This window comes from Ligilactobacillus agilis (genome assembly GCF_025311475.1).
GTDB classification, from domain to species: domain Bacteria; phylum Bacillota; class Bacilli; order Lactobacillales; family Lactobacillaceae; genus Ligilactobacillus; species Ligilactobacillus agilis.
The window spans coordinates 1001292-1027266 of sequence record NZ_CP104397.1; the positions used below are offsets into that span (position 1 = coordinate 1001292).

Annotated in this window: 21 protein-coding genes; 18 read left to right on the top strand and 3 right to left on the bottom strand. The window is 44.5% G+C overall.

The genetic code is table 11. From position 1 onward, the window contains the following. Window positions 1–2: 2 nt before the first annotated feature. From N4597_RS05025 to N4597_RS05055, 7 genes are all read left to right on the top strand, one after another. Window positions 3–1910 (top strand): tetratricopeptide repeat-containing glycosyltransferase, encoded by a 1908-nt coding sequence (locus N4597_RS05025; RefSeq protein WP_172579415.1) that lies wholly within the window; start codon window positions 3–5, stop codon window positions 1908–1910. A gap of 12 nt (window positions 1911–1922) precedes the next feature. Next, the gene (locus N4597_RS05030; RefSeq protein ID WP_225436899.1) at window positions 1923–4151 is read left to right on the top strand and encodes a tetratricopeptide repeat-containing glycosyltransferase family 2 protein; all 2229 of its coding nucleotides are present in this window, start codon (window positions 1923–1925) and stop codon (window positions 4149–4151) included. A gap of 111 nt (window positions 4152–4262) precedes the next feature. Beyond that, on the top strand, window positions 4263–5162 hold the full coding sequence (locus N4597_RS05035) for a flagellin N-terminal helical domain-containing protein (RefSeq protein WP_172576007.1): 900 nt from the start codon (window positions 4263–4265) through the stop codon (window positions 5160–5162). A 235-nt stretch (window positions 5163–5397) separates the two neighbouring features. Continuing rightward, complete coding sequence (locus N4597_RS05040; protein WP_056977890.1) at window positions 5398–6285, top strand: flagellin N-terminal helical domain-containing protein; 888 nt, start codon at window positions 5398–5400, stop codon at window positions 6283–6285. A gap of 111 nt (window positions 6286–6396) precedes the next feature. After that, window positions 6397–8361, top strand: coding sequence for an ROK family protein (locus N4597_RS05045; protein ID WP_260905061.1), 1965 nt, complete (start codon window positions 6397–6399; stop codon window positions 8359–8361). Next, window positions 8358–9413, top strand: coding sequence for a tetratricopeptide repeat-containing glycosyltransferase family 2 protein (locus tag N4597_RS05050; protein ID WP_172579413.1), 1056 nt, complete (start codon window positions 8358–8360; stop codon window positions 9411–9413). The genes N4597_RS05045 and N4597_RS05050 overlap by 4 nt, the downstream gene beginning before the upstream one ends. Before the next feature lie 11 nt (window positions 9414–9424). Further along, window positions 9425–9976 (top strand): helix-turn-helix domain-containing protein, encoded by a 552-nt coding sequence (locus N4597_RS05055; RefSeq protein WP_167589394.1) that lies wholly within the window; start codon window positions 9425–9427, stop codon window positions 9974–9976. 133 nt (window positions 9977–10109) lie between these two features. Here the strand turns inward: N4597_RS05055 and N4597_RS05060 are convergent, their stop codons facing one another. Next, entirely contained in the window at window positions 10110–12071 is a 1962-nt protein-coding gene (locus tag N4597_RS05060) for a transglycosylase domain-containing protein (RefSeq protein WP_260905065.1), read from the bottom strand. Window positions 12072–12201: 130 nt separating this feature from the next. On the opposite strand from N4597_RS05060, the gene lspA reads away from it, so the two are divergent. The 11 genes from lspA (at window position 12202) to pyrE (ending at window position 24468) form a co-directional block, all read left to right on the top strand. Further along, window positions 12202–12651 carry a signal peptidase II gene (lspA, locus tag N4597_RS05065; RefSeq protein ID WP_260905067.1) on the top strand — a complete coding sequence of 150 codons (450 nt, stop codon included), beginning with the start codon at window positions 12202–12204 and terminating at the stop codon, window positions 12649–12651. Next, complete coding sequence (locus tag N4597_RS05070) at window positions 12644–13549, top strand: RluA family pseudouridine synthase (protein ID WP_056977901.1); 906 nt, start codon at window positions 12644–12646, stop codon at window positions 13547–13549. Before lspA ends, N4597_RS05070 begins: the two co-directional genes overlap by 8 nt. Window positions 13550–13721: 172 nt before the next feature. Continuing rightward, on the top strand, window positions 13722–14261 hold the full coding sequence (gene pyrR, locus N4597_RS05075; protein ID WP_050612151.1) for a bifunctional pyr operon transcriptional regulator/uracil phosphoribosyltransferase PyrR: 540 nt from the start codon (window positions 13722–13724) through the stop codon (window positions 14259–14261). 137 nt (window positions 14262–14398) lie between these two features. Beyond that, window positions 14399–15688 carry a solute carrier family 23 protein gene (locus N4597_RS05080; RefSeq protein WP_056977903.1) on the top strand — a complete coding sequence of 430 codons (1290 nt, stop codon included), beginning with the start codon at window positions 14399–14401 and terminating at the stop codon, window positions 15686–15688. Window positions 15689–15694: 6 nt separating this feature from the next. Beyond that, window positions 15695–16639 carry an aspartate carbamoyltransferase catalytic subunit gene (locus N4597_RS05085; protein ID WP_167589402.1) on the top strand — a complete coding sequence of 315 codons (945 nt, stop codon included), beginning with the start codon at window positions 15695–15697 and terminating at the stop codon, window positions 16637–16639. After that, window positions 16639–17922, top strand: coding sequence for a dihydroorotase (locus N4597_RS05090; protein WP_260905072.1), 1284 nt, complete (start codon window positions 16639–16641; stop codon window positions 17920–17922). The genes N4597_RS05085 and N4597_RS05090 overlap by 1 nt, the downstream gene beginning before the upstream one ends. A 2-nt stretch (window positions 17923–17924) precedes the next feature. Then, window positions 17925–19013: a carbamoyl phosphate synthase small subunit gene (locus N4597_RS05095; protein WP_050612154.1), complete on the top strand. Its 1089-nt coding sequence runs from the start codon at window positions 17925–17927 to the stop codon at window positions 19011–19013. Further along, window positions 19006–22191 (top strand): carbamoyl-phosphate synthase large subunit, encoded by a 3186-nt coding sequence (gene carB / locus N4597_RS05100; protein ID WP_056977911.1) that lies wholly within the window; start codon window positions 19006–19008, stop codon window positions 22189–22191. The genes N4597_RS05095 and carB overlap by 8 nt, the downstream gene beginning before the upstream one ends. Window positions 22192–22203: 12 nt before the next feature. Beyond that, entirely contained in the window at window positions 22204–23139 is a 936-nt protein-coding gene (locus N4597_RS05105; RefSeq protein ID WP_050612156.1) for a dihydroorotate dehydrogenase, read from the top strand. Then, window positions 23129–23845 (top strand): orotidine-5'-phosphate decarboxylase, encoded by a 717-nt coding sequence (gene pyrF / locus N4597_RS05110; RefSeq protein ID WP_094129076.1) that lies wholly within the window; start codon window positions 23129–23131, stop codon window positions 23843–23845. The genes N4597_RS05105 and pyrF overlap by 11 nt, the downstream gene beginning before the upstream one ends. Then, complete coding sequence (gene pyrE, locus N4597_RS05115) at window positions 23845–24468, top strand: orotate phosphoribosyltransferase (protein WP_089144767.1); 624 nt, start codon at window positions 23845–23847, stop codon at window positions 24466–24468. The genes pyrF and pyrE overlap by 1 nt, the downstream gene beginning before the upstream one ends. A 196-nt stretch (window positions 24469–24664) precedes the next feature. On the opposite strand, the gene N4597_RS05120 is transcribed toward pyrE, so the two are convergent. Then, on the bottom strand, window positions 24665–25507 hold the full coding sequence (locus N4597_RS05120; protein WP_260905078.1) for a pyruvate, water dikinase regulatory protein: 843 nt from the start codon (window positions 25505–25507) through the stop codon (window positions 24665–24667). Between the two features lie 105 nt (window positions 25508–25612). After that, the gene (locus N4597_RS05125; RefSeq protein WP_260905080.1) at window positions 25613–25807 is read right to left on the bottom strand and encodes a hypothetical protein; all 195 of its coding nucleotides are present in this window, start codon (window positions 25805–25807) and stop codon (window positions 25613–25615) included. Window positions 25808–25975: the final 168 nt, after the last annotated feature.

Here is a 25975-nt window from a genome sequence, read left to right on the forward strand (position 1 = left end):
AGATGGACTTATCTGTATGTATCATTACTAAGAACGAAAATGAAAAGTTAAAACGTTGCTTAAAGTCACTTGCCTTTCTAAAGGCAGACATTGTGGTGGTTGACACCGGTTTTAATGATGAAACTAGAAAAATAGTTACGGAACTAAATGGCCGTTACTTTACCTTTGAATGGTGTGACGATTTTTCAGCGGCGCGAAATTACTCTCTAGAGCAAGCTTATTACGACGACATTATGGTGATTGATAGTGATGAATGGTTAGATGAAAAGGAGATGACTTTTAATAAGGCCGCCTTAGAGTCATTTATTCGCCGAGATTTATATACCCTTGCTTGTTGTTATCAGGTTAATATCGAACCCAATTTAGCCTATGGTGAATACCATGCGGTGGTACCCCGGATTTTTTCTAAGAAGTATTTTCATTACGAAGGTAAGGCCCACGAACAACCAGTACCTTTGATGAAAGATGTAAATAGTCGCACGATTACGGTTGAATTGAAGATGTACCATGATGGTTATGCAGGAGCTGGGGTGGTTAAAGCTAAGTCTAAGCGTAATCTTGCTTTACTTTTACAGGATTTAAAAAACGATGAACATAATATTTACCTGCTTTTCCAAGTCGGCATGAGCTACTTAAACTTAGAACAATATGAGCTAGCACTAAAATACTTTGAAGAAGAGTTAGCTAACCGCAATTTTAATTATAGCTACGTTTATGCCTATGATGTTTGCTATGGGTATTTAAAAGCTCTTTTAAACCTGGGCCAAACCGACTTAGTGTTAGCTAAGCTTACTTATTTTGCTAAGAAATTTCCAAATTTAGCAGATTTTTGGTATGACGCGGGTGACTTTTATTTGAAACTAAACCGAATCAATCAGGCTGTTGAAGCTTTCAGGCGAGCAGTAAAGTGTAGTCAGGTCACCTTAGTTGGAAAGGATGGGGACTTTGCCTACTATAACTTAGGTAAAATCTATGCTTATTTAGGAGATTTTCAGCAAGCTAGTTACTACTATAAACAATGTTCTGCTGACTTTGGACCTGCTCAAACAGAACTATTGGCACTTAGACAAAGGCAATTTAGTCAAGCGGTAACAGTTTATATTTTAGACACGCTTAAGGATGAAAGGGCATTGATAAAGACATTAACCAGTTTGGAAACCCTTCCCTTTACTAAACTAGTCTTGAGTCAAAAAGCTTATCCGCAAGCTATTTTAGGTAAGAGTAAGTTGGTCCAGCTAGAACCAAGCGCATTGAATGAGTACCTCAAGCAAACGACTAATTATAGTTTAGTACTGTACAGTGGTGAAAGCTTAGTTGACTTAGATTTAGGTAAATTAAAAGCAGTTTTAGAATCTAAGTTAGCTCTTAGTGGTTATGGACTAGTCTTTAGCCCTAATCAAGTAAAGGTGCTGGGGTATCGGAGTTTCTATCATGAGTTACGGCTAGCCACAGGAACAGCTCATGAATTTCAAGCTGGTTTACTACAAGCGACTTCAGATACAAAGGAAGTGCTAATTCCGCTAACGATTGAAAGTCCAATTGAGGTCCGCGCTAGTTTAGACTTTAGTAAAACAAGTAGTGTTTATGCCACCTTACTATTTATTGAAGGAAATTATACCAATGCTTTAAAATACTATCAATCTTACTTAAAAGACTGCGATTATGGACTAGAAGAGAGTTTGCACAGTGTGGCTAATGCCATATTAGCGAGTGTTTTTAGCGACCAAATTGATTGGTTAGAGCCTTATTTAGAAACGTGGACGCAGTTTTACCAAAACTTTGCTATTTATCAATTTAGCTTGGGACATTATTTGAAAAAAATAGGTAAAAAACAAGCAGCACAGCAAGCTTTTAGGGAAGCCAAACGCCTGGCTAATTCCTTAAACCCAATTATTAATGAAGAGGATTAGGGGGAAAAGAAAATGAGTGATGAGTACCAAGCAGGGTTAGATGCTTTACAGGCTGGCAAAGTTCAGCTAGCCAAAGAGTTGTTTGCAGCTAGTGATGATGAAAGGGCAAGTGGTGAGCTAGCTAAACTAGCTACTCGGCAAAAAGACCAGTTGATTTCTGCTTGCCTAATTACTAAGAATAATCAAAGGACATTAGCAGAGTGTTTAGCTTCTCTGTATCGGTATAATTTTGAAATCGTAATTGCAGATACCGGTTCGACTGATAAAACGGTTGAGATTGCCCGCCAATTTACAGATAAGGTCTACCACTTTGACTGGGTGAATGATTTTGCTGCCGCCCGAAATTTTGCCGCTAGTAAGGCCAGCTTTGATTACATTTTAACTTTAGATAGCGATGAACGCTTAGTTGGTGGTAGCAAGGAGGAGTTACAAGATTTCTTTATTAACACTGATACTAAAAAGACGGTGGGACTGTATAAGGTTGTTAATATTTTAAGTAGTGGCAAAAAGCAAAACCAAGTGATAAACAATGTAATTCGGGTTTATGATCGACGCTACTGTAAATACTACTATCGAATTCATGAACAGGTTGGCTTGATTGCTGACGAAAGTGCTTTATTGGATACTAAGGTGTTAAAGTTTAGGACAATTCATTATGGGTATCAAGATGAAAAACTCTTGCAAAAAAAGAGTCAACGGAATGTAGAATTGTTACTAGCACAACTGGCAGTAACCCCCGACCATGTTTATTTTATTTATCAGTTAGCCAAAAGTTACTACATTTTAAAGAATTATCAGCAGTCGTTTGAATACTTTGCTAAGTTCTTTTTAATGCAAAAAAATTACCACCTTCAGTGGGTGAGGGACGGAATTGACGCTTACCTTAAGCTTTGTATTAAAACTAAGCGCTATGACAAGGCTTTAGAGTGTGTTAACTTATGCCAGGAACAGTGCCAAGATTCTTTTGATATGCTTTGCATCTTTGCAACGGTTTACGTTGTCACCGATGATGATGAACAGGCAATAAGAGCTTTAAAAAAAGCATTGACGCTCGCTTCGCCAGATAAGGGTGAATTTGGTTGGACCACAGCAGATGCTTGTAAGGATTTAGCTAAAATTTATGAGCGTCAAGGTAGGTGGGTTTTAGCTAAGGAAATGCTTACTAAGGTCGGGGATGAAAAGCTCAAATTAAATCTAGATCAGCAACTGACAGTAGTTGTTTTGGTCGATGAAGAAACAACCAAGCTAACAGCTTGTTTACAATCACTGGCGGTTTTAAGGGCGAACTATCTTATCCTTGTAAGGGGAGCCAATCCGCAAACGATTACGTTAGCTCGTCAGTATAGTCAAGCTGTATATCACTTTAGTGGGCAAGAAGATGAGTTAGGGAATTACTGTTTAACTAAGTTAACTACGGATTATGGGCTCATAGTTCATGCTAATGAAAAGCTACTTGGAGCTGACCCGGATGTTTTAAAGCAAATTACTAGTAAAAAAGCCGCCATTGTGGGGCGGGTACGGATTAAAGTTCCGGTTAAGGGTGATGAATTCGGACGGCAAACTCATGAGTTAAGACTCTTAGTTAAGTCTTATTCTAAGTTTAACGGCCCTAACCTAACCGATATCAGTAGTAGAAAGCCTAGGCAGTTACTGAAACAAGTCGAGTTACCTTTAATCTTGGCTAAAAATTTGACCTATGAAGCTTATTACCAAAGCGAAGTAGCTAAGCAAACTAGGCTTAAAGCTAGTTTAAAGCAAAAACCTAATCCAACTGCAAGCTTTGAGTTAGCAGAAAGTTACTACCACTTTGAAAATTATGAGGCCGCTAGTCAAGCTTACCTCGACTTTTTAAGTGGTCCGCTTGAACTTGCTAAAGAAGAAACGCTAACGGCTGTCACTAATTTAATTTCGGCCTTAATAGAAGTTAAAGACTATCAAGGAGCATTTAACATAGTTACTACCTTTAACCCCTATTATCAAGGTCTATCTGATTTTCAGTTTGCAGCTGGACTGGCTTATATGAATATAGGTCAGTTTGCAGACGCTTTGACAGCTTTTGAGAATGCTAGAAAATTAGCTAATTCAGATTCTTTAGGCATTAATACCTACCTAAGTTACTATCAACAAGGGGTGATTCATGAAGCTATGGGAAATAAGCAACAGGCCTTGGGAGCCTATCGGTTAGCCGGTAAATATGAATTAGCTAAGGCGGGAGTAGAGCGCTTACTAAGAAAAAAATAATTTTTTTTGTAAAAAAGGGTTTAATAAAATTATTTGCTGCCGATATATATACATGTAAGGAGTTAAACAACTCTAACTAACAACAAACATTTGATTAGGAGGAACTTCATTATGCGTATTAATACAAATACTGCCGCAATGAACACATATACAAAGTACTCAGCAGCTGCTAACGCTAAGGCAAATGCCTTAGAAAAATTATCATCTGGCTCACGGATTAACACAGCTGCAGACGATGCTGCTGGTTTAGCAATCTCAAACAAGATGACTGCTCAAATCAGTGGGATGAAGCAAGCACGCTCAAACGCTCAAGATGGGATTTCCCTTCTTCAAACAGCAGAAGGTGCGCTTGAAGAAACTCAAAAGATGTTAAACCGGATGCGTGACCTTTCCCTTCAAGCATCAAACGGAACATTACAATCAGAAGACCGTCAAGAAATCGCTTTGGAAATGAACACTTTAGTTTCTAACATCGATGCTATCAGCAAGAACACTAAGTTTAACGGCTTAGGTCTTTTCGGTACAGGTGCAGCTTCAGGTTCAGGTGCTTCAGCTGCTGCAACTTCAACTAGCTTTAAGTTCCAAGTAGGGGCTAACTCAGGTGAAACAACTTCAGTTACAATCCAATCAATGGATTCAGCCTCACTTGGTTTATACAGTGTGGCTTCCCAAGTTGCTTCCCTTGCAACTTCTGGTAAGTCAACTGCCTTTGCAGCTTCATTTGCTGGGACAACTGCTTTAGGTAAGTTAGATGCTGCTATCAAGAAAGTTTCTGACCAACGTGCTCAATTAGGTGCTGCTCAAAACGGTTTATCTCATACGGTAAACAGCTTGGAAGCAACAACTACTAACTTATCAGCCGCTAACTCACGGATTAAAGACGTTGACATGGCACAAGAAATGACTAGCTACACAAGTTCAAATATCTTGTTGCAAGCTGCAACATCAATGCTTTCACAAGCAAACTCAATGCCACAATCAGTATTGACATTGTTACAAAACATCGGCTAATTATTAGCTTAAAACTTATCGAAAGGCTTAACCCAAAACGGTTAAGCCTTTTTTAATAATAGTGGAAAATTTGTTTTTGTCGTGCTTTGTTTCACTAGGAAACTGGACTATTTAAAAATCTCAAAAATAATTAAAAAAAGGGCTTTAAGATTTTTCTTTTCAACCGATATATATACATGTAAGGAGTTAAGAACTTCTAGCTAACAACAAACAAACTCATTAGGAGGCAATTATTATGCGGATTAACACAAACACTGCTGCAATGAATACTTACACAAAGTACTCAGCAGCCGCTAATGCCAAGGCAAGCGCCTTAGAAAAATTATCATCTGGTTCACGGATTAACACAGCTGCAGACGATGCTGCTGGTTTAGCAATCTCAAACAAGATGACTGCTCAAATCAGTGGGATGAAGCAAGCACGCTCAAACGCTCAAGACGGGATTTCCCTTCTTCAAACAGCAGAAGGTGCGCTTGAAGAAACTCAAAAGATGTTAAACCGGATGCGTGATCTTTCCCTTCAAGCATCAAACGGAACTTTACAATCAGAAGACCGTCAAGAAATCGCTTTGGAAATGAATACCTTAGCTTCTAACATTGACGCTATTAGCAAGAACACTAAGTTCAACGGCTTAGGTCTCTTTGGAAAAGATGGTGCAGCTTCAGGTACAGCTGCTACAACTACTAGTTTCCAATTCCAAGTAGGGGCTAACTCAGGTGAAACAACTTCAGTTACAATCCAATCAATGGATTCAACCTCACTTGGTCTTGCTACTTTAGTAAAACAAGTTGGTTCATTGGCTAAGGGTACTCAAGCTTCATTCGCAGCTTCATTTGCTGGGACAACTGCACTTGGTGACTTAGATAAAGCTATCAAGGCTGTTTCAGACCAACGCGCTCAATTAGGTGCTGCTCAAAACGGTTTATCCCATACAGTTAACAGCTTGGAAGCAACAACTACTAACTTGTCAGCCGCTAACTCACGGATTAAAGACGTTGACATGGCGCAAGAAATGACTAGCTACACAAGTTCAAACATCTTGTTACAAGCTGCAACATCAATGCTTTCACAAGCAAACTCAATGCCACAATCAGTATTGACATTGTTACAAAACATCGGCTAATTAAAAGGCTAACTTGTCCTTTGGGGCATAATGACTTGTTAATTACAACTAGGGACAGGGAATTTTTCCTGTCCCTTTTTATATCAAAGTTTAATGAAAGGAACAGAGTTCATGGAAACAGACTTACTGGCGGTATCGGCTTGTATCATTACTAGAAACGAGGCGGAAAAGTTGAGGCGCTGTTTAGCTTGTCTAAGCAAATTGGTGGCTGATATTGTTGTGATAGACACGGGCTCGCAAGATGAAACGGCAGCCGTGGTGGCTGGAGTTGAAGTTGCCCGCTATTTTTATTATGAATGGCCGGATGATTTTTCCCTGGCGCGAAATTACGCCCTAAAGCAGGCTAAGTATGATCAAATCCTAGTGATTGATAGCGATGAGTGGTTTGCGAGCGCTAAGCTTGAACAAGTTAGGACTCAAATTGCGGATTTCTTTGCCAAGGCAGATTTGAGGACGGCGGTGGGCTCCTTTGTCCGGCTTAATCAGACCGAAAGTGGTTGGCAAGCTAGCCAATACTTGGTGACCCGGCTTTTTTCTAAAAAGTACTTCCGCTACCAAGGTAAGCTGCATGAACGACCAATGCCTTTGGCAGGAGAAAAGAAGCGTAAGGAAGTTAAGCTTGAACTGGAGCTCTTGCACGATGGTTACCTTAAGCCGGAAGTGTTTGAGCAAAAGGCTAAAAGAAACTTGTTGCTCTTGTTAAAAGAGCAGGGCTTACCGGCTGAAGCGGCTAAAAATCCTTACGTCTTATACCAGGTGGCCCAAACTTACCGCCAGACCGGGCGCAAGCGGATGGCCTTAGTCTATTTTCGCTGGTGGTTGTTGGCGGAAACTAATGTTGGCCAAAGCTACTTTCAAGCCGGCTTGGCAGCTTACTTGGAGTTACTTTTAGAGTGCGAGCAAGTTGAGTTTGCTTCCCAGCTACTGACAGCCTTTGGCGATTTGCAGTTGGATGCTGATAATTCCTACTTGGCCGGGGTAATTTATAGTCAGGTACATGACTTTGACAAAGCGGTTGCCCACTACCGGCAAGCGCTGGCATTAGGAAACGCTAAGCAAGCGGACCGCTCCGGGCAATTAGGCCAGTTGATGTTGGCTAACGCCTTGGAGTTAAGTGGTAAACCTAACGAGGCAGTGGTGCATTACTTTGCGGCCAGGTTAAACGGCCTAAGTGACCTCAAGCGCCTAAAGGAACGGCAGTTGGTGGCCGACTACTACTTGGCTTTGGATTTAGGGCAAAGTCACCTTAAGTTGGGCTTGTTTGATGAGGAAGGAAACTTAGTTGCTTCTCGAATCGAAGCGGTACAACTTAAAAATTACCAGCAAGTTGAAGCCACCGTAATGACCATCATTGCTAATTACCAGTTTCTTATCAGCGGAGTTGGCATTGCCCTGTTTGGCCGGGTTAATACGCAAAAAGGCACGATTGGCTTGGTAACGCCACTAGGCTATGAACAGCCCTTAGTTGAGCGTTTAGAAGCTAAATTTAACTTACCCGTAGTGGTAATTAATGATGCCAAGGCCGCGTTGTTAGCCGAGCAGACTATGGGGAGCCTAAAAGCAGTCTCTGATGGGGCCTTAGTTACCTTAGGGACTAGTATTGGGGGCGGAGTTATTTTGGCTAACCGCATCCACGAAGGTCGCCACCAGCTAGCCGGAGAGTTTTCCTACCTGGTACAAAATAAGCGCTTCTTATCCGAGTCCGCTTCGGCTGTCAAATTAATGACCGCCTTGCGGGATTTGCTGGGGGCAGCTAAGGAGATGACGGACCACCAGGTCTTTTTGGCCGCCCTAGAAAATCCCCTGGCTAAGGAACTGATTCAGACTTATAGTTATAACTTAGCCACCGTCTTGGTCAACCTGCAGGTCAGCTTTGACTTAGAACGGATTGCCATCGGGGGTGGCTTAGGCCAGGAAGAAAAGTTAATCACACTACTTAACCAGTCCTTCCTGGAAATTATGGGCAGCTTGCCAAACAATCCACTTTACCGGCCTGAATTAGTAGCTGCTAAGCTGGGTAATCAGGCTGGTTTGTATGGGGCTTATCAACTGCTAAAAGAGAGGATGAAACGATGAGGGTATCAGTTTGTGTTATTACTAAGGATGAAAGTAAAAAGTTAGCTCGGTGTTTAGAGTCCCTTAAAAGCTTGCAGGGGCTTGTGGCAGAAGTCTTGGTCTTAGATACCGGCTCTAGCGATGACAGCGTCCAAGTAGCTGAAAGTTTTGGAGTTAGGGTTTACCAACAAGAGTGGCGGGAGGACTTTGCTCAGGCTAGAAACTACCTAGCCCAGCAGGCTAAGTGCGACCTAGTTTTATTTTTAGATACTGATGAATGGGTGGCAGGGGTAGATGTTCCAGCCTTAGAAGCGCTTTTAGCTCAAGTTGATTTGCAGCACACAGTGGGGCGACTAGTACGCTTGAACTTAAATCAAACTAGTCAGACCCAGTCGTTAGAACCTAGGTTATACTTAAAAAGTTACTTTAACTTTAAAGGAAAAATCCACGAACAAGTCAACAGGCAGGATGGGGGTCCGGTCTACTACCAAGATATTCCCTTGGTTATCAAGCACGATGGTTATGCCAGCCAGGAGTTGTTGTTAGCTAAGGCCCAACGGAATTTAGACTTACTCTTAGCTGAATTAGCCAAGCAGCCTGATGATCCCTACCTGCTTTTCCAGGTAGGCAAGTCCTATTACAGCCAAAAGAACTTGGAGCTAGCCCAAAAGTATTTTGAAGCGAGCTTAAAGTTAAAGCCAGCTTATAGTTTAGGTTATGTTTTTAACTGTTTAGAGTGTTTGGTTTTAATCTTACTAGCCACTGAGCAGGTAAGTGCAGCGCAACGATGGCTGGCTACTTACCCAGAATACGAACATGACGGCGATTACATTTATTTACAGGCCCTAAGTTTTTTTGTAGAAAAAAACTATGATTTTGCTAAGAAATACTTTAATTTAGCCCTCAAACAGCCGATAGTAAAAGTAGCGGGTCGAAATAATTTTTTAGCTCACTACTATCTAGGGTTGGTTTACAAAGAGGAAGGCGCCCTGGGGTTAGCTAAGCAGCATTTAAGCTTAGCTGCAGATAAATTTTCACCTGCAAAAGAGGAATTGTTGCAATTATTGCAATAGGAGGAATTATTGTGGCACACAAAGGATATCGGTATACGCTTGATGAAAAGCTCCGTTACATTAAGTTGGTCAAAAAGGGTGCCACTACCATTGCAGTTGAAAAAGAATATGGAGTTGACCACCATAATCTTAACCGGTGGTTAGAGCGCTATGACGAACACGGAGTGGATGGGCTCTTACCCCGGCCTGTAAAGAGGTATTCGACTGAGTTTAAAATGTTAGTGGTAAAAAAACACCTGGAGGGTGCTTCGCTAGGCCAACTACGCCAAGATTATGATATTTCCAATGAGGGGGTAATCCAGCGGTGGGTTAACCTTTATTCGGACGGTAAGCGCTTAAAAATTAAGAAAAATAAGCAGGCCAAGGGTAAGCAATCGCGTAAGACGACTTTAGCCGAACGCTTAGAAATTGTTAACTGGACGATTGATAACCATTATAACTATAATTTGGCGGTGGAGCACTTTAACGTTTCCTACACCCAAGTTTACTCTTGGGTCCGGAAGTTTAGCGACGGTGGTAAGACCGCCTTGGTTGATCGGCGTGGTAAGCGTAAGAATGGCTAACTAAGAGAGAAAAAAGATGTCAGCGTTGTAGCTGGCATCTTTTTTAGTTAAGGAAAGAGGCTGGGAGAAGTCTAAAATTTAAAAACCGTTAGAAATCACATTACTAAAATGTTAATTTCTAGCGGCTTTTAATTTATTTAGGGGCGTAATAGGTTTGGTTATTGGCCTTAATGGTCTTGACGCTAGCTGGCTTAGTCCACTGCTTGTTAACCTGACCTTGGGCAAGGTAGGTCATAATATCTTGGTAGAACTTTTGGGCAATCTTGCTGTCAGCTTCTGAAAGGTAGTGACCTGATTCGTAAGGCTTATCATAACCGGTCCAAACTGAGATGGAGTAGTTTCTGCTATAACCATTGAACCAGGAATCCATTAAAGCATTATCGGGGAAGCTGGCTGGTTTTAAGTCGCTAGGGTAAGCGTTAGTCCCGGTTTTACCAGCTTGGTATAAACCATAGACGGCCGCATCATGGCCAGTTCCGCTTGGAGAGCTAATGACCTGTTCGAGCATCTTGGTTACAATATAAGCAGTAGAAGCTTTCATAACCCGCTTAGGCTTAGTCTTAAAGCTCTTAGTTTGGCCATTAGGTAATTCGATGCTGGTGATGTAGCTTGGTTGGTAATAATAACCACCGTTAGCAAAGCAAGCGTAGGCCGCGGCGTTTTGCAGGCTAGAAGATGGCAGGCCAATCCCGTTTTGTAATTCGAGCTTGTGCTTGTAAGTAAAGCCTAACTGTTCAATAAAGCTTTGGGCCCGCTTCATACCTACCGCCTGCAAGGCCCGGATGGCAGGGACGTTTCGGGATTGGACCAGGGCTTCTTGCATGGTCATCTTCCCGAGGTAATTACCGTCAAAGTCGTGGAGGACCTTATTGGTGTCTGGGTAAACGAACTTGCTGTCGTCTAGTTCGTGCTGGCTAGACCAACCTAAGTACTCGATGGCAGGTGCGTAGTCTAACAGGGGTTTAGCGGTGGAAGCGTTAGACCTGGTAGCTTGAACGGCCCGGTTCAAGCCAAAGGTTAGCTCGCCTTGCTTTCTGCCCCCAATCATGGCCACAACCGCCCCGGATTTAGGGTTGATGACGCTAGCCGCTACTTGCATTTGGTCGTTAGGATATTTTAGCTGGTCGGAGTTAGCTAGCTGGTAGAGCCGGTGTTGGGCGGCGGTGTCGAGGTTGGTGTAGACCTTTAAAGACTTTTCGTAAGGATCGTAGCCCTTAGCCCGTAAGTCGGCCACGACCTCTTTGAGGTAGGCATCTGCCCACAGGGCGTGTTTATGACTAGTTTGGTTTCTTTGACTGTCATAAGCTAATAAGCCGGCAGTGATTGGCGTTGCCATCGCCTTTTGGTAGGCGCTGTTAGAAATCTTTTTAGTTTGCAACATGGCCTTTAAGACCTGATTTCTTCTTTGGGTCGCTAAGGTTTGGTTAGCGTACGGGTTATAAGAAGAAGGGGCATTAGGAATTCCGGCTAACAGGGCGGTCTGAGCCAGGCTCAAGTCCTTGAGTGGCTTGCCATAGTAATACTTAGCCGCCGTTTGCATCCCGTAAATTCCATTACCCATAAAGACCTTATTAGCATAGAGGGCGAGGATTTCTTTTTTAGAGTAAATCCGGTCTAACTCAACTGCTAGCCAAGCTTCTTGAATTTTTCGTTCCAAAGTTTGGTCGGCTTTCTTGGTAGAAAAATAAGAAAGCTTGATTAACTGCTGATCTAAAGTACTACCACCTTGGAGGCTATTATCGCTTGCTTTAAAGTTAGCTAGGGCCGCGCCGAAAATCCGGATGACGTCAAGCCCGTGGTGGCTGTAAAAGCGCCGGTCTTCAATCGAAGTAATCGCTGCGCTGGTTTGACTTGGCAGCTGATTAGGCTTGATGACTTCACGGTCGTCTACCCCTAAGGAAAGAAGCTTTTTACCTTGACTATCATAAATGGTAGAAGATGCGGTGCTGGTAACGTAAGCGCTGGTCAGTTTCGGTGCCTTTAAAATATAGTAACCACATAAACTTATCCCGCAGATAAGCAGTAGTAAGCAGATGACTGCCAGGCTATACCCAACTTTTTTTAAAAGTGAGGTCGGTGTGTGTTCTTTTGTCATAACTTTACCCCTTTGAAACAACTTTTTCAGTTATTACTTTAGCATAAGATGGAGATTTAGGGAAATTGCTATTTAAGGCTTAACACGGTATAATTATAACTTAAGAATAATTTAAAAAAGGGGCATTGCTATGCCGATTTATATTTGTTTAAGTCTAGCCGTGGTCCTCTTAGATCAGTTGATTAAGTATTCTGTCGCCACGACTTTACCACTAAATACCAGTCAACCAGTGATTTCTGGTTTGGTCTCGATTGCCCACATTAGAAATTATGGGGCGGCCTGGAGCATGCTAATCGGGCAACGGTGGTTTTTCATCATCATTTCACTGGTGGCTGTGGCGGTAATTGGTTACTACCTAAAGAAAAAGTGGACTAACTGGGGGTATGGCTTAGGGCTAGCCCTCTTATTAGGAGGAACTTTAGGTAACTTTATCGACCGCCTGCGTTTGGGTTACGTTGTCGATATGATTCAGCTAGACTTCATAAACTTTCCAATTTTTAACGTCGCTGACTGTGCCTTGACTTTAGGGGTAATAGTCTTGATTTTGACGATGATAAAGGATGAACAACTCAATGATTGAAGCAGTAGTAGAAAACGAAAGCGGGCGCTTAGATAAGGTGGCCAGCCAGCTTTTTGGCAACTTTTCTCGCTCGCAGCTTAAGGAACTCTTGGCAAGTGGTAACTTGTTGGTTAACGGCCAGCAAAAAAAGCCTAAGTATCAGGTTAAGCCAGGAGATAAGCTAACCTTAGTGGAACCCGAGGTTAAGCAGTTAGATTTAGTAGCTGAAAAGATGGATTTGGACATTGTTTACGAAGACGATGATGTCTTGGTGGTTAACAAGCCCCAGGGGATGGTAGTTCACCCTTCGCCAGGCCATGAAAGCCACACTTTAGTGAACGCCTTATTGTACCACTGTCCACTTTCGACCATTAACGGTACCTTTAGGCCGGGGATTGTCCACCGAATTGATAAGGATACCTCTGGCTTATTGATGGTCGCAAAAAACGACTTGGCTCACCAGTCACTGGCAGCCCAGCTAAAAAATAAGACCAACACCCGGGAGTACTTGGCCTTGGTTCACGGTAACATTAAGGAAGCTGAGGGCACGATTGATGCACCACTAGGTCGTTCGCCTAAAGACCGTAAAAAACAGGCCGTAGTCGCAGATGGCCGCCCGGCAATTACCCACTTTAAGGTTTTAGACCGCTTTGGTGATTACACCCTAGTGGCCTGTCGGCTTGAAACAGGACGCACCCACCAGATTCGGGTGCACATGAAATATATTGGCCACCCCTTGGCAGGCGATCCACTCTATGGACCTAAGAAGACCTTGCCAGGAGCCGGGCAGTATTTACACGCAGCCAAGTTAGGCTTCAAGCACCCGGTTACGGGAGAAGAGCTCTTATTTGAAGCGCCGCTACCGCCTTATTTTGCAGAAATGCTAAAAAAACTTGACAAGCGCCGTAAAATAAATTAACATGAGTACAACAAAAGAAGTAATCCTTTAAAATTAGTCCCGTGAGGCTAAGAAGGCAGAGTCTTATATGAGTACGGAAATACAAGGCATACGTCTAGGCACCTTAGTCACACACTGATATTGTTGGCTAAGGTGCTTTTTTTAAGGATTGAGGTCTAAAGGAGGAAACATAATGGCTAAGGAAATCTATGATTCAATGGCAATGAAACGGGCGTTAACCCGGATGACCTATGAAATCATTGAAAAAAATAAGGGGATTGATAACCTCGTTTTGGTGGGGATTAAGACCCGGGGAATTTACTTGGCAAAAAGAATTGCTGCCCGCCTAAAACAACTTGAAGGGGCAGACGTTGCAGTGGGTGAACTTGATATTTCTTTATACCGTGATGACCGCCACGTCGCTACTACTGACCAACCAGTTGTTAAAGACGCTAAGTTAGCAGTTGATATTACCGACAAGCATGTCATTTTGGTCGATGACGTTTTATTTACTGGCCGGACCATTCGTGCGGCTTTAGACGCCTTGATGGACAAGGGGCGTCCTAAGAAGATTAACCTAGCCGTGTTGGTTGACCGGGGCCACCGGGAATTACCAATTCGGGCTGACTTCGTTGGTAAGAACATCCCCACTTCCTTAAATGAACAAGTTGCCGTATACGTTGAAGAAGTCGATGGTAAAGATGGCATTGATTTAAAAGATTTAACTGAATAACTAACCGTTTAATTGACTCCAGAGAGAGCAAAAGGGTTACTACCTTAACTATGTTAGGGTAACTTTGTGCAAACCTGGGTCAAAAGTAATTGATCTAGGTTTTTTTATTAAGCAAATGAAGGGAAGAATTAGTTTTTATGACTAAGAATAATACAGAATTTAGAAACGACGAGGCAATCTTGGATGTGCAAGATAAGCCGAGCTTTCAACACTGGTTGGTTTTATCCATCCAACACTTATTTACCATGTTCGGGTCAACCGTTTTGGTACCCTTACTAATCGGTTTAAATCCAAGCATCGCCTTATTTAGTTCAGGTTGCGGGACCTTAGTTTATATCCTTTGTACCAAGGCCAAGATTCCAGCTTACCTAGGTTCAAGCTTTGCCTTTATCGCCACCATGCAATTATTAATGAAAGATTATGGCTACCCAGCCGTTGGTCAAGGGGCAATCGCAGCCGGTTTGGTTTACGTAATCGTCGCCTTAGTTATCTCTAAGTTTGGCTCAAATTGGGTTGATAAAATCCTCCCCCCAGTGGTAGTTGGGCCAATCGTAATCGTGATTGGGTTATCACTTGCCACTACCGCTGCTAACGATGCCATGCTTCACAACTCCAACTATGATTTGAAGTACTTCGCGGTGGCCCTCTTTACCTTGGCGGTCACCATCATCTTCAACATGTTCTTGGGTGGGTTCGCTAGCATGATTCCGGTCCTTTTAGGGATTATCTGTGGCTACATCCTAGCCGTCCTAGTCGGCATCGTCGATTTTTCAAGCGTTGCGCAAGCTAAGTGGTTCTCACTTCCAGCCTTTGACGTGCTCGGGGTTAACTACCACTTCAAATGGTACCCAGCCGCCATCATTACCATGGCGCCCATTGCCTTCGTGACTATGACCGAACACATGGGACACGTAATGGTTTTAAACAAATTGACTAAGCGGAACTTCTTTAAGAAACCAGGGTTACACAGAACCTTGCTAGGGGACGGGCTTTCCAGCGTCTTGGCCGGGTTTGTCGGGGGACCTCCAACAACTTCTTACGGTGAAAACATCGGGGTGTTAGCCATGACCAAGGTTCACTCAGTTTGGGTCTTAGGTGGGGCAGCCTTGTTTGCAATCATCTTCAGTTTTGTCGGCAAGATTTCCGCCTTGATTCAATCAATCCCAACCCCAGTTATCGGGGGAATCTCCTTCCTCTTATTTGGGATGATTGCTTCTAACGGGATGCGCATCTTAGTTGATAATAAGGTGAACTTCGAATTAAAGCGCAACTTAGTTATCACCTCAGTGATCTTAGTTGTCGGAATTGGTGGAACTTACCTCAAGTTAGGTGATTTTCAATTAACCAGCATTGCTTTATCAACCTTATTTGGAATCATCTTAAACTTAGTCTTACCACAACAAGCAGTTAGTGAACGCAAAAATTAAGGAGCGATAATCGTGGTCAGTTTAAAACATTTTGTTAGTGTTGAAAATCTAGGCGAAACGGAGGTAATGGCTCTCCTAAAGCGGGCGCAGGAATTTAAGGCCGGCAAGCAACTTGAGTTAAGTCAGCCGGTCTATGCGGTCAACATGTTTTTTGAAAATTCAACCCGGACCCACACTAGCTTTGAAATGGCAGAAAGTAAGCTAGGTCTTAAGGAGTTGGCCTTTAATCCGGCCCAATCCTCAGTCAATAAGGGGGAAAGCCTATATGATACCCTCTTGACGATGGATGCTTTGGGGGTGGATTTAGCAGTAATTAGGCACTCAAAGGATAATTACTACCAGGAACTAATCGACCTTAAGGCAGACCAACACTTAAATCTCGGTATAATTAACGCTGGGGATGGCAGTGGTCAACACCCCTCCCAATGCTTACTCGATATGCTGACGATTTACGAAGAATTTGGACACTTTGCCGGCCTAAAGGTAGCCATCATCGGCGACATTACTAATTCGCGGGTGGCTAAGAGCAACATGCAACTTTTGACCAGGCTAGGGGCAGAAGTGTACTTCTCGGGGCCTAAGTATTGGTATAGCCATGAATTTGATAGCTACGGCCAGTATCTAGATGTTGACGAACTTTTACCCCAGATGGATGTCGTGATGTTGTTGCGGGTCCAACACGAACGCCACGCTGGTGATCAAAATGAAGCCGACTTTTCCGCGGCTGCTTACCACGAAAAATACGGACTTAACCAAGCGCGCTACGCTAAGTTGAAACCACAGGCAATTATCATGCACCCCGGTCCGATTAACCGGGACGTTGAGTGGGCCAGTGAACTGGTCGAAGCAGATAAATCTCGCTTTTACCAGCAGATGCAAAACGGAGTCTTTATCCGGATGGCAATGATTGAAGCGGTAATGCGCGGCAGAAAGTTAGGGGGGCTTAACTAATGAAGACTTTATTACAAAACGGCTTAGTTTACCACGACGGCCAACTTACTAATCAAGATGTATTAATTGAAGGAGACAAAATCGTAGCTTTGGGCCAAAATTTAGGTCAACTAGCACCCGACGCCAAGGTGCTTGACGTCAGTGGCAAGTTGGTGAGCCCAGGCTTAGTCGATGTGCACGTCCACTACCGGGAACCGGGCTTTACCCACAAGGAAACGATTAAAACCGGTTCGGCTGCGGCAGCTCACGGGGGCTACACAACAGTTTGTGCGATGCCAAACCTAAATCCGGTCCCTGATCAACCTGAGTTACTAAGCCAGTTAGTTGAAAAGAACCAAGCTGACGGCAAGGTGCATATTAACCAATACAGTGCCATTACCAAGGGTTTGAAAAGCGAAGAGTTAGTCGACTTTAAGGCGATGAAAGAAGCCGGGGCCTTTGCCTTTAGTAACGACGGGTGCGGGGTACAAACCGCTGGCGTGATGTACCAAGCGATGAAGCAAGCGGCTGCCTTAGACATGGCAATTGTTGCCCACGTTGAAGATAACTCCCTCCTTTTCGGTGGGGTAATGCACGCCGGCAAGCGGGCCGAAGAATTAGGCTTACCAGGTATCTTAGGCATCAGCGAGTCATCACAAATCGCCCGCGACTTGTTGCTAGCCAAAGAAACGGGAGTTCATTACCATGTCTGCCACGTTTCTACCAAGGAAAGCGTAGAGTTAGTTCGCTTGGCTAAGGCGCACGGAATTAACGTGACCTGTGAAGTAGCTCCCCACCACTTACTACTAGCCGACGAAGATATTCCTGCCAACGACGGTTACTACAAGATGAATCCCCCATTGCGGGCTAAGGAAGACCAGACGGCGCTAGTGGCCGGCCTATTAGACGGGACGATTGACATGATTGCTACCGACCATGCCCCTCACAGTATTGACGAAAAGACCGGTGATATGAAGCAGGCGGCCTTTGGAATTACCGGGAGCGAAACGGCCTTTGCCTTACTTTACACTAAGTTTGTCAAGCCAGGCATCTTCAAGCTCGAACAACTAGTAGATTGGATGAGCCTAAAGCCTGCGCAGGCCTTTAAGCTAGCAGCCGGCAGCCTACTACCAGGGAGCTTGGCTGACATTGCCGTGTTTGAATTAGACCAGGCATCGGAAATCAAGGAAAGTGATTACCTCTCAATGGGGGTTAACACTCCGTTTACAGGTCAAACAGTTTATGCCAACACTTATTTGACCTTAGTGGCAGGGCAAGTTGCTTATCAAAAGGAGGCTAGATAAAAATGGAACGTTATTTAATTTTAGACGACGGGACGGTCTTTAAGGGCGAAGGCTTTGGTGCCAAGAATACTACCACCGGGGAAGTAGTTTTTACTACCGGGATGACCGGTTACCAAGAAGCGGTCACGGATCAATCTTACGCCAATCAAATTTTAGTATTTACTAACCCCTTGATTGGTAACTACGGGGTTAACCTAGATGACTATGAATCCTTAGAACCTAACTGTAAGGGGGTTATTTGTCGCGAGGTAGCGCGGGTTTCGACTAACTGGCGCAAGCAAGACAGTTTCCCCCATTTCTTAGAGCAAATGAACATCCCCGGCATCAGTGGGATTGATACGCGGGCCTTAACTAAGAAGTTACGCGAACACGGGACCATGAAGGGCAGCATCATTGATGCGACTGATAACTTAGAACATGCCTTTGACCAACTGCATGCGACCGTTTTATCTGACCGCCTAGTTGCCCAGGTTTCAACCACTAAGCCTTACCCTAATCCAGGCAATAAGCACAACATCGTGCTCGTGGACTACGGCAGCAAGCACAGTATCTTACGCGAATTAGCGGCCCGGGATTGTAACACCATCGTGCTGCCATATACAGCGACGGCCGAAGATATTTTGCGCTTAAAGCCAGACGGCGTGTTACTTTCAAACGGCCCGGGGGACCCAGAGGTTATGAAGGACGCCGTTGAAATGATTAAGGAAGTCGAAAAGCACCTGCCAGTCTTTGGGATTTGCTTAGGCCACCAATTATTAGCCCTAGCTAACGGGGCCAAGACCTTTAAGATGAAGTTTGGTCACCGGGGCTTTAACCACCCGGTAAGAGAAATTGCTACCGGCCGGATTACCTTTACCTCCCAAAACCATGGCTACGCGGTCGATCCTGCCTCAATTGACAATACCCAGTTGATTGTGACCCATAAAGAAATCAACGACGGGACGGTGGAAGGAATTAGACACAAGTATTACCCTGCCTTTTCCGTTCAATTCCACCCAGACGCAGCACCAGGCCCATCCGATGCGGTTGATATTTTCGATGACTTTATGCACATGATTGACATTAAGAAAGGGGAAAAGACGAATGCCTAAGCGGACAGATATTCATAAGATTATGGTGATTGGCTCAGGTCCAATCATTATCGGCCAAGCGGCTGAATTTGATTATTCAGGAACGCAAGCTTGTATGGCCTTACGTGAAGAAGGCTATGAAGTAGTCTTGGTTAACTCTAACCCCGCTACCATCATGACCGATACCGAAATTGCAGACCGGGTGTACATTGAACCACTAACAGTCGAATCAGTTTCTAGAATCATGCGCCAAGAATTTCCGGACGCACTCTTACCAACTTTAGGGGGCCAAATCGGCTTGAACCTCGCGATTGCCCTTGCTAAGACCGGGATTTTAGACGAGTTAGGGATTCAGTTACTAGGAACTAAGCTTGCTGCTATTGATCAAGCCGAAGACCGGGAAAAATTTAAGCAACTGATGCAAGACTTAAACGAACCAGTTCCTCCTTCTAAAACGGTGGGAACGGTGGCTGAAGCCCTTGAGTTCGCTAAGGAATGCGGCTACCCCGTAATCGTGCGGCCTGCCTTTACCATGGGGGGCACCGGTGGTGGTTTGTGCGATAACGAAGCCCAGTTAAAAGAAATTGTGGCTAACGGTTTAGACCTATCCCCAGCTACCCAATGTTTGATTGAAAAATCAATTGCTGGTTTCAAAGAAATCGAATACGAAGTAATGCGGGATAGCGCCAATAACGCGATGGTCGTTTGTTCGATGGAAAACTTCGACCCAGTTGGGATTCACACCGGGGATTCAATCGTGTTAGCTCCGACCCAAACCTTATCAGACCGGGAATACCAAATGTTGCGCGACTGTTCGCTAAAATTAATCCGGGCTTTAAAGATTGAAGGGGGCTGTAACGTTCAGCTAGCCTTAGACCCTAATAGTTTTGACTACTATGTCATCGAAGTTAACCCCCGGGTTTCCCGTTCGTCTGCCTTAGCTTCCAAGGCAACTGGTTATCCCATCGCCAAGATGGCGGCTAAGATTGCGGTGGGCTTGACGCTAGATGAAATCATCAACCCGGTTACAGGTACAACTTACGCCGAATTTGAACCAGCCTTAGACTACGTGGTAGCTAAGATTCCACGCTGGCCATTCGATAAGTTTGCCAAGGCTAACCGGAGATTAGGGACCCAGATGAAAGCGACCGGTGAAGTCATGGCTATCGGGCGTAACGCCGAAGAAGCCATCCAAAAGGCCGTCCGCTCCCTAGAAATCGACGAAAAGGACCTCTTAGCCGACTACGTTCGTGCTGCCAGCGATGACACCTTAGAAGAAAAGATTGTGCACGCTCAAGACGACCGGATCTTTTATCTAACCGAAGCCTTTAGACGGGGCTACTCCTTAGAAGAAATTCATGAGTTAACTAAGATTAACCTTTACTTCCTAGATATCTTGAAGCACATTACCGAACTAGAAGTTGAGATTTGCAAGCATCCTCATGATGCTCGGACCCTCAAGCAAGCTAAGCGTTACGGCTTTAGCGACTACACCATCGCTAAGTTGTGGAATGTTAGCCCAGCAGAAGTCCGGGCCTTCAGAAAGGCTAAGCAAATCCTGCCAGTTTACAAGATGGTTGATACTTGTGCGGCTGAGTTTGAATCCCATACCCCTTACTTCTACAGTTCCTATGACCAGGAAAATGAAAGCCAAGTCAGCGACCGTAAATCGGTGATCGTAATCGGTTCTGGCCCAATCAGAATTGGTCAGGGGGTCGAATTTGACTACGCTACCGTGCACAGTGTTAAGGCCCTCCAAAAATTAGGCTACGAAGCAATCGTTATTAACTCTAACCCAGAAACGGTTTCAACCGACTTCTCTGTTTCAGACAAGCTCTACTTTGAACCCCTCACCTTAGAGGATGTTTTAAACGTTATCGACTTAGAACAACCTGAGGGGGTAATCGTCCAATTTGGGGGGCAAACGGCCATCAATTTGGCTGAAGGCTTAGAGCAAAATGGGGTCAAGGTCTTAGGGACAACCGTTGAGGACTTAGACCGGGCCGAAGACCGCGAGTTGTTTGACCAAGTAATCAATGAACTTGGTTTGAAGCAACCAATTGGTAAGACCGCAACGACTCACGAAGACGTTTTGAAGTCCGCCCAAGAAATTGGTTACCCAGTCTTAGTGCGGCCAAGTTATGTTTTAGGTGGTCGGGCAATGGAAATCGTTTATAACGAAACCGAATTAGAAGAATACTTGGCCCAAAATGCTCCCGCTGAAATTGAACACCCAATCTTGGTCGACGCTTACCTGGAAGGACTAGAAGGCGAAGTGGATGCCATCTGCGATGGTAAGGACGTCTTGTTACCAGGAATCATGGAACACATTGAACACGCCGGGGTTCACTCCGGGGATTCGATGGCGGTTTACCCACCACAAAGCTTTAGCCAGGCGGTCAAAGATCAAATCGTGGACGCAACTAAGAAGTTAGCGGTAGCCTTGAAGTGTGTCGGGATTATGAACATCCAATTTATCATCCACAAGGGCGAAGCTTACGTCTTAGAAGTTAACCCACGTGCTAGCCGGACCGTACCATTTTTAAGTAAGATTACTGGGGTGGAGATGGCGCAAGTTGCAACCCGGGTCATTTTAGGTCAAAGCTTGCAGGAACAAGGCTTTGAAAGCGGACTTTACCCTGAAAGCGACACAATTCACGTCAAAGCCCCTGTCTTCTCCTTTAGCAAGTTAGCCGACGTTGACAGCTTCTTAGGCCCTGAAATGAAGTCGACTGGGGAAGTCATGGGTAGTGACCATACCTTTGAAAAGGCCCTTTACAAAGCCTTTAGTGGGGCCAAGATGACCTTGCCAGATAACGGGACCATCCTACTTACAATCGAAGACCAAGATAAAGATGAGGTCTTACCACTAGCCAAGCGCTTTAGTAAGATTGGCTACCGGATCTTGGCAACCAGCGGGACCGCAAGCTTCTTGCGCGAAAAGGGATTGCACGTCCTAACCGTAAGCAAGATTGACCAAGCAGATGCAGACCACGAAGGCATTTTAGAGGTACTGATGGCCGGCAAAGTCGATTTAGTAATCAACACCATGGGCCATGACCAAGAAGTTGCTTCCGACGGCTTTGTCATTAGACAGACTGCCATCGAACACAACGTGCCGTTAGTAACATCGCTTAACACGGCCGATGCCTTGCTGAAGGCCTTAGAAAACCGTTCATTTGCAACAGATGCACTTTAAGGAGGAAATATCATGCGTTTAGCCGTAAACTTACCAGGATTAAATTTGAAAAACCCAATTATGCCAGCCAGCGGGACCTTCGGGTTTGGGGATGTCCCTAGTGCCAAGAAGTTTGATCTCAACCAACTAGGGGCCTTGGTAATTAAAACCGCCACGGTCGAACCCCGGGTTGGTAACCCTGACCCTAAGATTGCCGTAATCGATAACGGGGTCCTAAATGCGGTGGGCTTGCAAAATCCTGGGATTAAAGCGGTGGTCAATGAAAAATTACCTGCTTTAAAAGCTAAGTACCCGGACTTGCCAATCATTGGTAGCATTGGGGGTTCCACTGTTGCCGACTACGTACAAGTAGCTAAGGAATTGTCGGACTCACAGATGGTATCCGCCTTGGAACTAAACATCTCTTGTCCTAACGTTCACGAAGGGGGGATGGCCTTTGGAACCAGTCCAGAGGTGGCCCGGGAGTTGACGGAAAAGGTTAAGGCCGTAGCGACCGTGCCGGTTTATGTTAAGCTTTCTCCAAACGTGACAGACATTGTGGCAATCGCCAAGGCCGTTGAAGCCGGTGGGGCCGATGGGTTGAGCATGATTAACACGGTCTTAGGGATGCACATCGACGTTAAGACTAGAAAGCCGGTCTTAGGCAACGTAATGGGTGGTTTTTCAGGTCACTCAATTAAACCAATTGCTATTCGGATGATTTACCAAGTGGCTCAAGCCGTCGATATTCCTATTATTGGGATGGGGGGCGTTCGTTCCTGCGACGACATCATCGAAATGTACTTGGCCGGAGCGTCAGCCGTTGAAATCGGGACGGCCCACTTCTACGATCCGCTAATTTGCCCACACCTAATTGAAAAATTACCTGCTAAGTTAGACGAACTTGGCATTAGTAGTTTAGAAGAATTACGGGCCCAAGTAAGAAAGGAACTGAAACATGAAAATTAAGCGACCATTAATTGCCTTAGATTTTCCAGATGGCCAGGCAGCCTTGACTTTCTTAAAGCAATTTCCTAAAGACGAACAGCTCTTTGTCAAGGTCGGGATGGAACTGTTTTACAGTGCCGGTAGTGACTTGGTGTTACAACTTAAGGATTTAGGCCACGATGTCTTTTTGGATTTGAAGTGCCACGACATTCCCCATACGGTTGAAAGTGCGATGCGGGTTTTAGGTAAGCTGCATGTCGACTTGACTGACGTTCACGCTGCCGGTGGCTTGCAGATGATGCAGGCTGCCAAGGAAGGGCTATTAGATGGGGCCGCTGGCTACAAGGTGCCTAAGTTAGTTGCGATTACCCAGCTAACTTCTAGTGACGAAGCCCTAGTGAAAAATGAACAGCTCTCAGCGGTTAGTTTGAACGAAAGCGTCCTAAACTACGCCCGGTTAACTAAGAAGGCTGGCTTAGACGGGGTGGTTTGTTCGGCCCACGAGGCAGCCGCCATCAAAGCGGCTACTAGTCCTGATTTCTTACGGGTAACCCCGGGAATTAGACTGGCGGATAATAGTAAGGACGATCAAAAGCGGGTCATGACCCCTGACCAAGCCGCTAATAACGACGCTAGCGCAATCGTGGTTGGGCGCGCCATTACTAAGGCCGCCGACCCCGTAGCTGCTTATGACTTGGTTAAGAAATTATGGGAAGGTGAACAATAGTGGAAACAATTGCAAAGGATTTACTAGACATTAAGGCGGTTAAACTCTCTCCGCAAGCTCCGTTTACTTGGGCTAGTGGCATCAAGAGTCCCATTTATTGTGATAACCGCTTAACCATCAGCTATCCAGCCATCAGAAAGGCGATTGCTAAGGGAATTGCGGCCTTGATTAAGGAAAAGTGGCCGCAAGCAGAAGTAATTGCGGGGACGGCGACCGCTGGCATTCCCCACGCTGCTTGGATTGCAGCCGAGTTAGACCTACCTATGGTTTACGTCCGCTCTAAGCCTAAGGACCATGGGCGCGGCAAGCAAATCGAAGGGGTCTTACCTGCAGGTGCTAAGACCATTTTGATTGACGATTTAATCTCAACTGGTGGCAGCGTCTTAAAGGCGGTAGCGGCAGCCCGCAACGAAGGTGCTGATGTAATCGGGGTTGCAGGTATCTTTAGTTACCAATTGGCAGCAGCCACAGAAAACTTTGCCAAGGAAAAATTAGAATTTGTAACCTTAACCAATTACGGTGAACTATTAGACGCAGCTATTAAGGCCGACTATGTTTCAGCTGACCAACGCAGCGTCTTAGAACAATGGCGGCAAGATCCAGCTCACTGGACCGGTGCCTAAGTAACAAAAAAGAGCTCAAAAATGAGCTCTTTTTTAGTTTGCCTAAGTTAAAGTAAGGCTGGTAACCAGCTAAGAGTGACTAGATTAGCCAAGACTCGGATAAATTCATGCTCTAATTTGGCTGTGGTTTAGTAATCATGCATAGCAAGTAAAAACTGGGCACGAACATCCTTCGTACCCAGTGAGTCTAGTAAGGTTAAACTTGTTGATTGTCACCGATGGCGTCAATCTTATTTTGAGCTAGACTCTCAATGATTAGCGTCGCTGTTTCCTCAATCGACTTGTGAGCGACGTTAATCTGTAAGCAACCCAACTTGCGGTATAAGTCGGTGGCAAAGTCTAATTCAGCCTTGATGTTATCGACGCTTGAGTAGGCGGTGTCGGGATTCAATCCGTATGAAATCATCCGGGCCCGGCGGATGTCATTTAAGACCTCCACGTCGTTGGTGAGTCCAAAGATCCGGTTTTTATCCACTTGATAGATTTCATCTGGAATCTTGGTCTTAGGCACCAAAGGTAAGTTGGCCACCTTATAACCCCGGTTGGCTAAATAAAGGGACAGGGGAGTCTTAGAGGTTCTAGAAATTCCCAGTAAGACGATGTCAGCCTTGGTGAAACCGCTAGGATCCTTACCGTCATCGTAGTTAACCGCAAATTCAATCGCTTCAATGCGGTTAAAGTACTCTGTATCGGTATTATGATTGATGCCCGCTTTATGAAGGGGTTCTAGTCCGGTTAAATTCGCCATGGTATTTACCAAGTCGGAAATAGCGTCGATGCAAGCCAGGTTATTTTCCTTACAAAAATCGTTGGCTAAAGCGGACAGCTCTGGTTCTACAAAGGTATGAACAATAAAGGCTTGGTTGCGTTTAGCCTTGTTCAAAATCCCTTGCAAAATTGAGCTGGTTCTGATTAGGGGGAACTTTTCTACTTGGAACTTAGCGTCAGGAAATTGGACTAAAGCCGCTTGGGCTAGGTTAAAGGCAGTCTCCCCTAAGGAATCGGAAATGATATAAAGATTTACTTCTTTTTGGGTCATGAAATCACTCTTTCTTTCTGTAATAAAGCGCTTTTACAATAATAATTATACAATAGGAGTAAATAAAAGCATAGTAAGAAACGAAAAATCTAGGTTAGTGAGTAGTTAAATGGTTGTAAGCCTATGCATAAAATTTTTCTCGGTGAATAAAATACCTGCTAATGATTGAATAGCTGCTGCAATCAATACGCTGGCCAACAATTCAGAAACGGTATCAACTAAGCAGGTTGATAAGTCAGCTGTAACGTTGACTACTACTGATGAAACAGGGATTACTAGTAGTTCGATAACTAATGACAAAATTCAAACTTTGACAGAACAAACTATGATTTTGCATAAGATTATTGCGGCTCTGTCCAAAACTCTAGGTGCGAAATCGTTCACAGCCAGGGTTTTTGTGGAAACCCGATTTTTTTCGATGTGATTATAGCTATTTTTCGATTTTGGTTAGCTATTATCTATTATAAT

What these genes read in the sequence shown, in the direction of transcription:
- N4597_RS05025 (WP_172579415.1), top strand. Translation starts at nt 3, where the DNA reads ATGGACTTATCTGTATGTATCATTACTAAGAACGAAAATGAAAAGTTA.
- pyrF (WP_094129076.1), top strand. Translation starts at nt 23,129, where the DNA reads ATGAAAATTAAGCGACCATTAATTGCCTTAGATTTTCCAGATGGCCAG.
- N4597_RS05035 (WP_172576007.1), top strand. Translation starts at nt 4,263, where the DNA reads ATGCGTATTAATACAAATACTGCCGCAATGAACACATATACAAAGTAC.
- N4597_RS05120 (WP_260905078.1), bottom strand. Translation starts at nt 25,507, where the DNA reads ATGACCCAAAAAGAAGTAAATCTTTATATCATTTCCGATTCCTTAGGG.
- N4597_RS05040 (WP_056977890.1), top strand. Translation starts at nt 5,398, where the DNA reads ATGCGGATTAACACAAACACTGCTGCAATGAATACTTACACAAAGTAC.
- N4597_RS05030 (WP_225436899.1), top strand. Translation starts at nt 1,923, where the DNA reads ATGAGTGATGAGTACCAAGCAGGGTTAGATGCTTTACAGGCTGGCAAA.
- lspA (WP_260905067.1), top strand. Translation starts at nt 12,202, where the DNA reads ATGCCGATTTATATTTGTTTAAGTCTAGCCGTGGTCCTCTTAGATCAG.
- N4597_RS05045 (WP_260905061.1), top strand. Translation starts at nt 6,397, where the DNA reads ATGGAAACAGACTTACTGGCGGTATCGGCTTGTATCATTACTAGAAAC.
- pyrR (WP_050612151.1), top strand. Translation starts at nt 13,722, where the DNA reads ATGGCTAAGGAAATCTATGATTCAATGGCAATGAAACGGGCGTTAACC.
- N4597_RS05090 (WP_260905072.1), top strand. Translation starts at nt 16,639, where the DNA reads ATGAAGACTTTATTACAAAACGGCTTAGTTTACCACGACGGCCAACTT.
- N4597_RS05050 (WP_172579413.1), top strand. Translation starts at nt 8,358, where the DNA reads ATGAGGGTATCAGTTTGTGTTATTACTAAGGATGAAAGTAAAAAGTTA.
- N4597_RS05105 (WP_050612156.1), top strand. Translation starts at nt 22,204, where the DNA reads ATGCGTTTAGCCGTAAACTTACCAGGATTAAATTTGAAAAACCCAATT.
- N4597_RS05080 (WP_056977903.1), top strand. Translation starts at nt 14,399, where the DNA reads ATGACTAAGAATAATACAGAATTTAGAAACGACGAGGCAATCTTGGAT.
- N4597_RS05070 (WP_056977901.1), top strand. Translation starts at nt 12,644, where the DNA reads ATGATTGAAGCAGTAGTAGAAAACGAAAGCGGGCGCTTAGATAAGGTG.
- N4597_RS05060 (WP_260905065.1), bottom strand. Translation starts at nt 12,071, where the DNA reads ATGACAAAAGAACACACACCGACCTCACTTTTAAAAAAAGTTGGGTAT.
- carB (WP_056977911.1), top strand. Translation starts at nt 19,006, where the DNA reads ATGCCTAAGCGGACAGATATTCATAAGATTATGGTGATTGGCTCAGGT.
- N4597_RS05095 (WP_050612154.1), top strand. Translation starts at nt 17,925, where the DNA reads ATGGAACGTTATTTAATTTTAGACGACGGGACGGTCTTTAAGGGCGAA.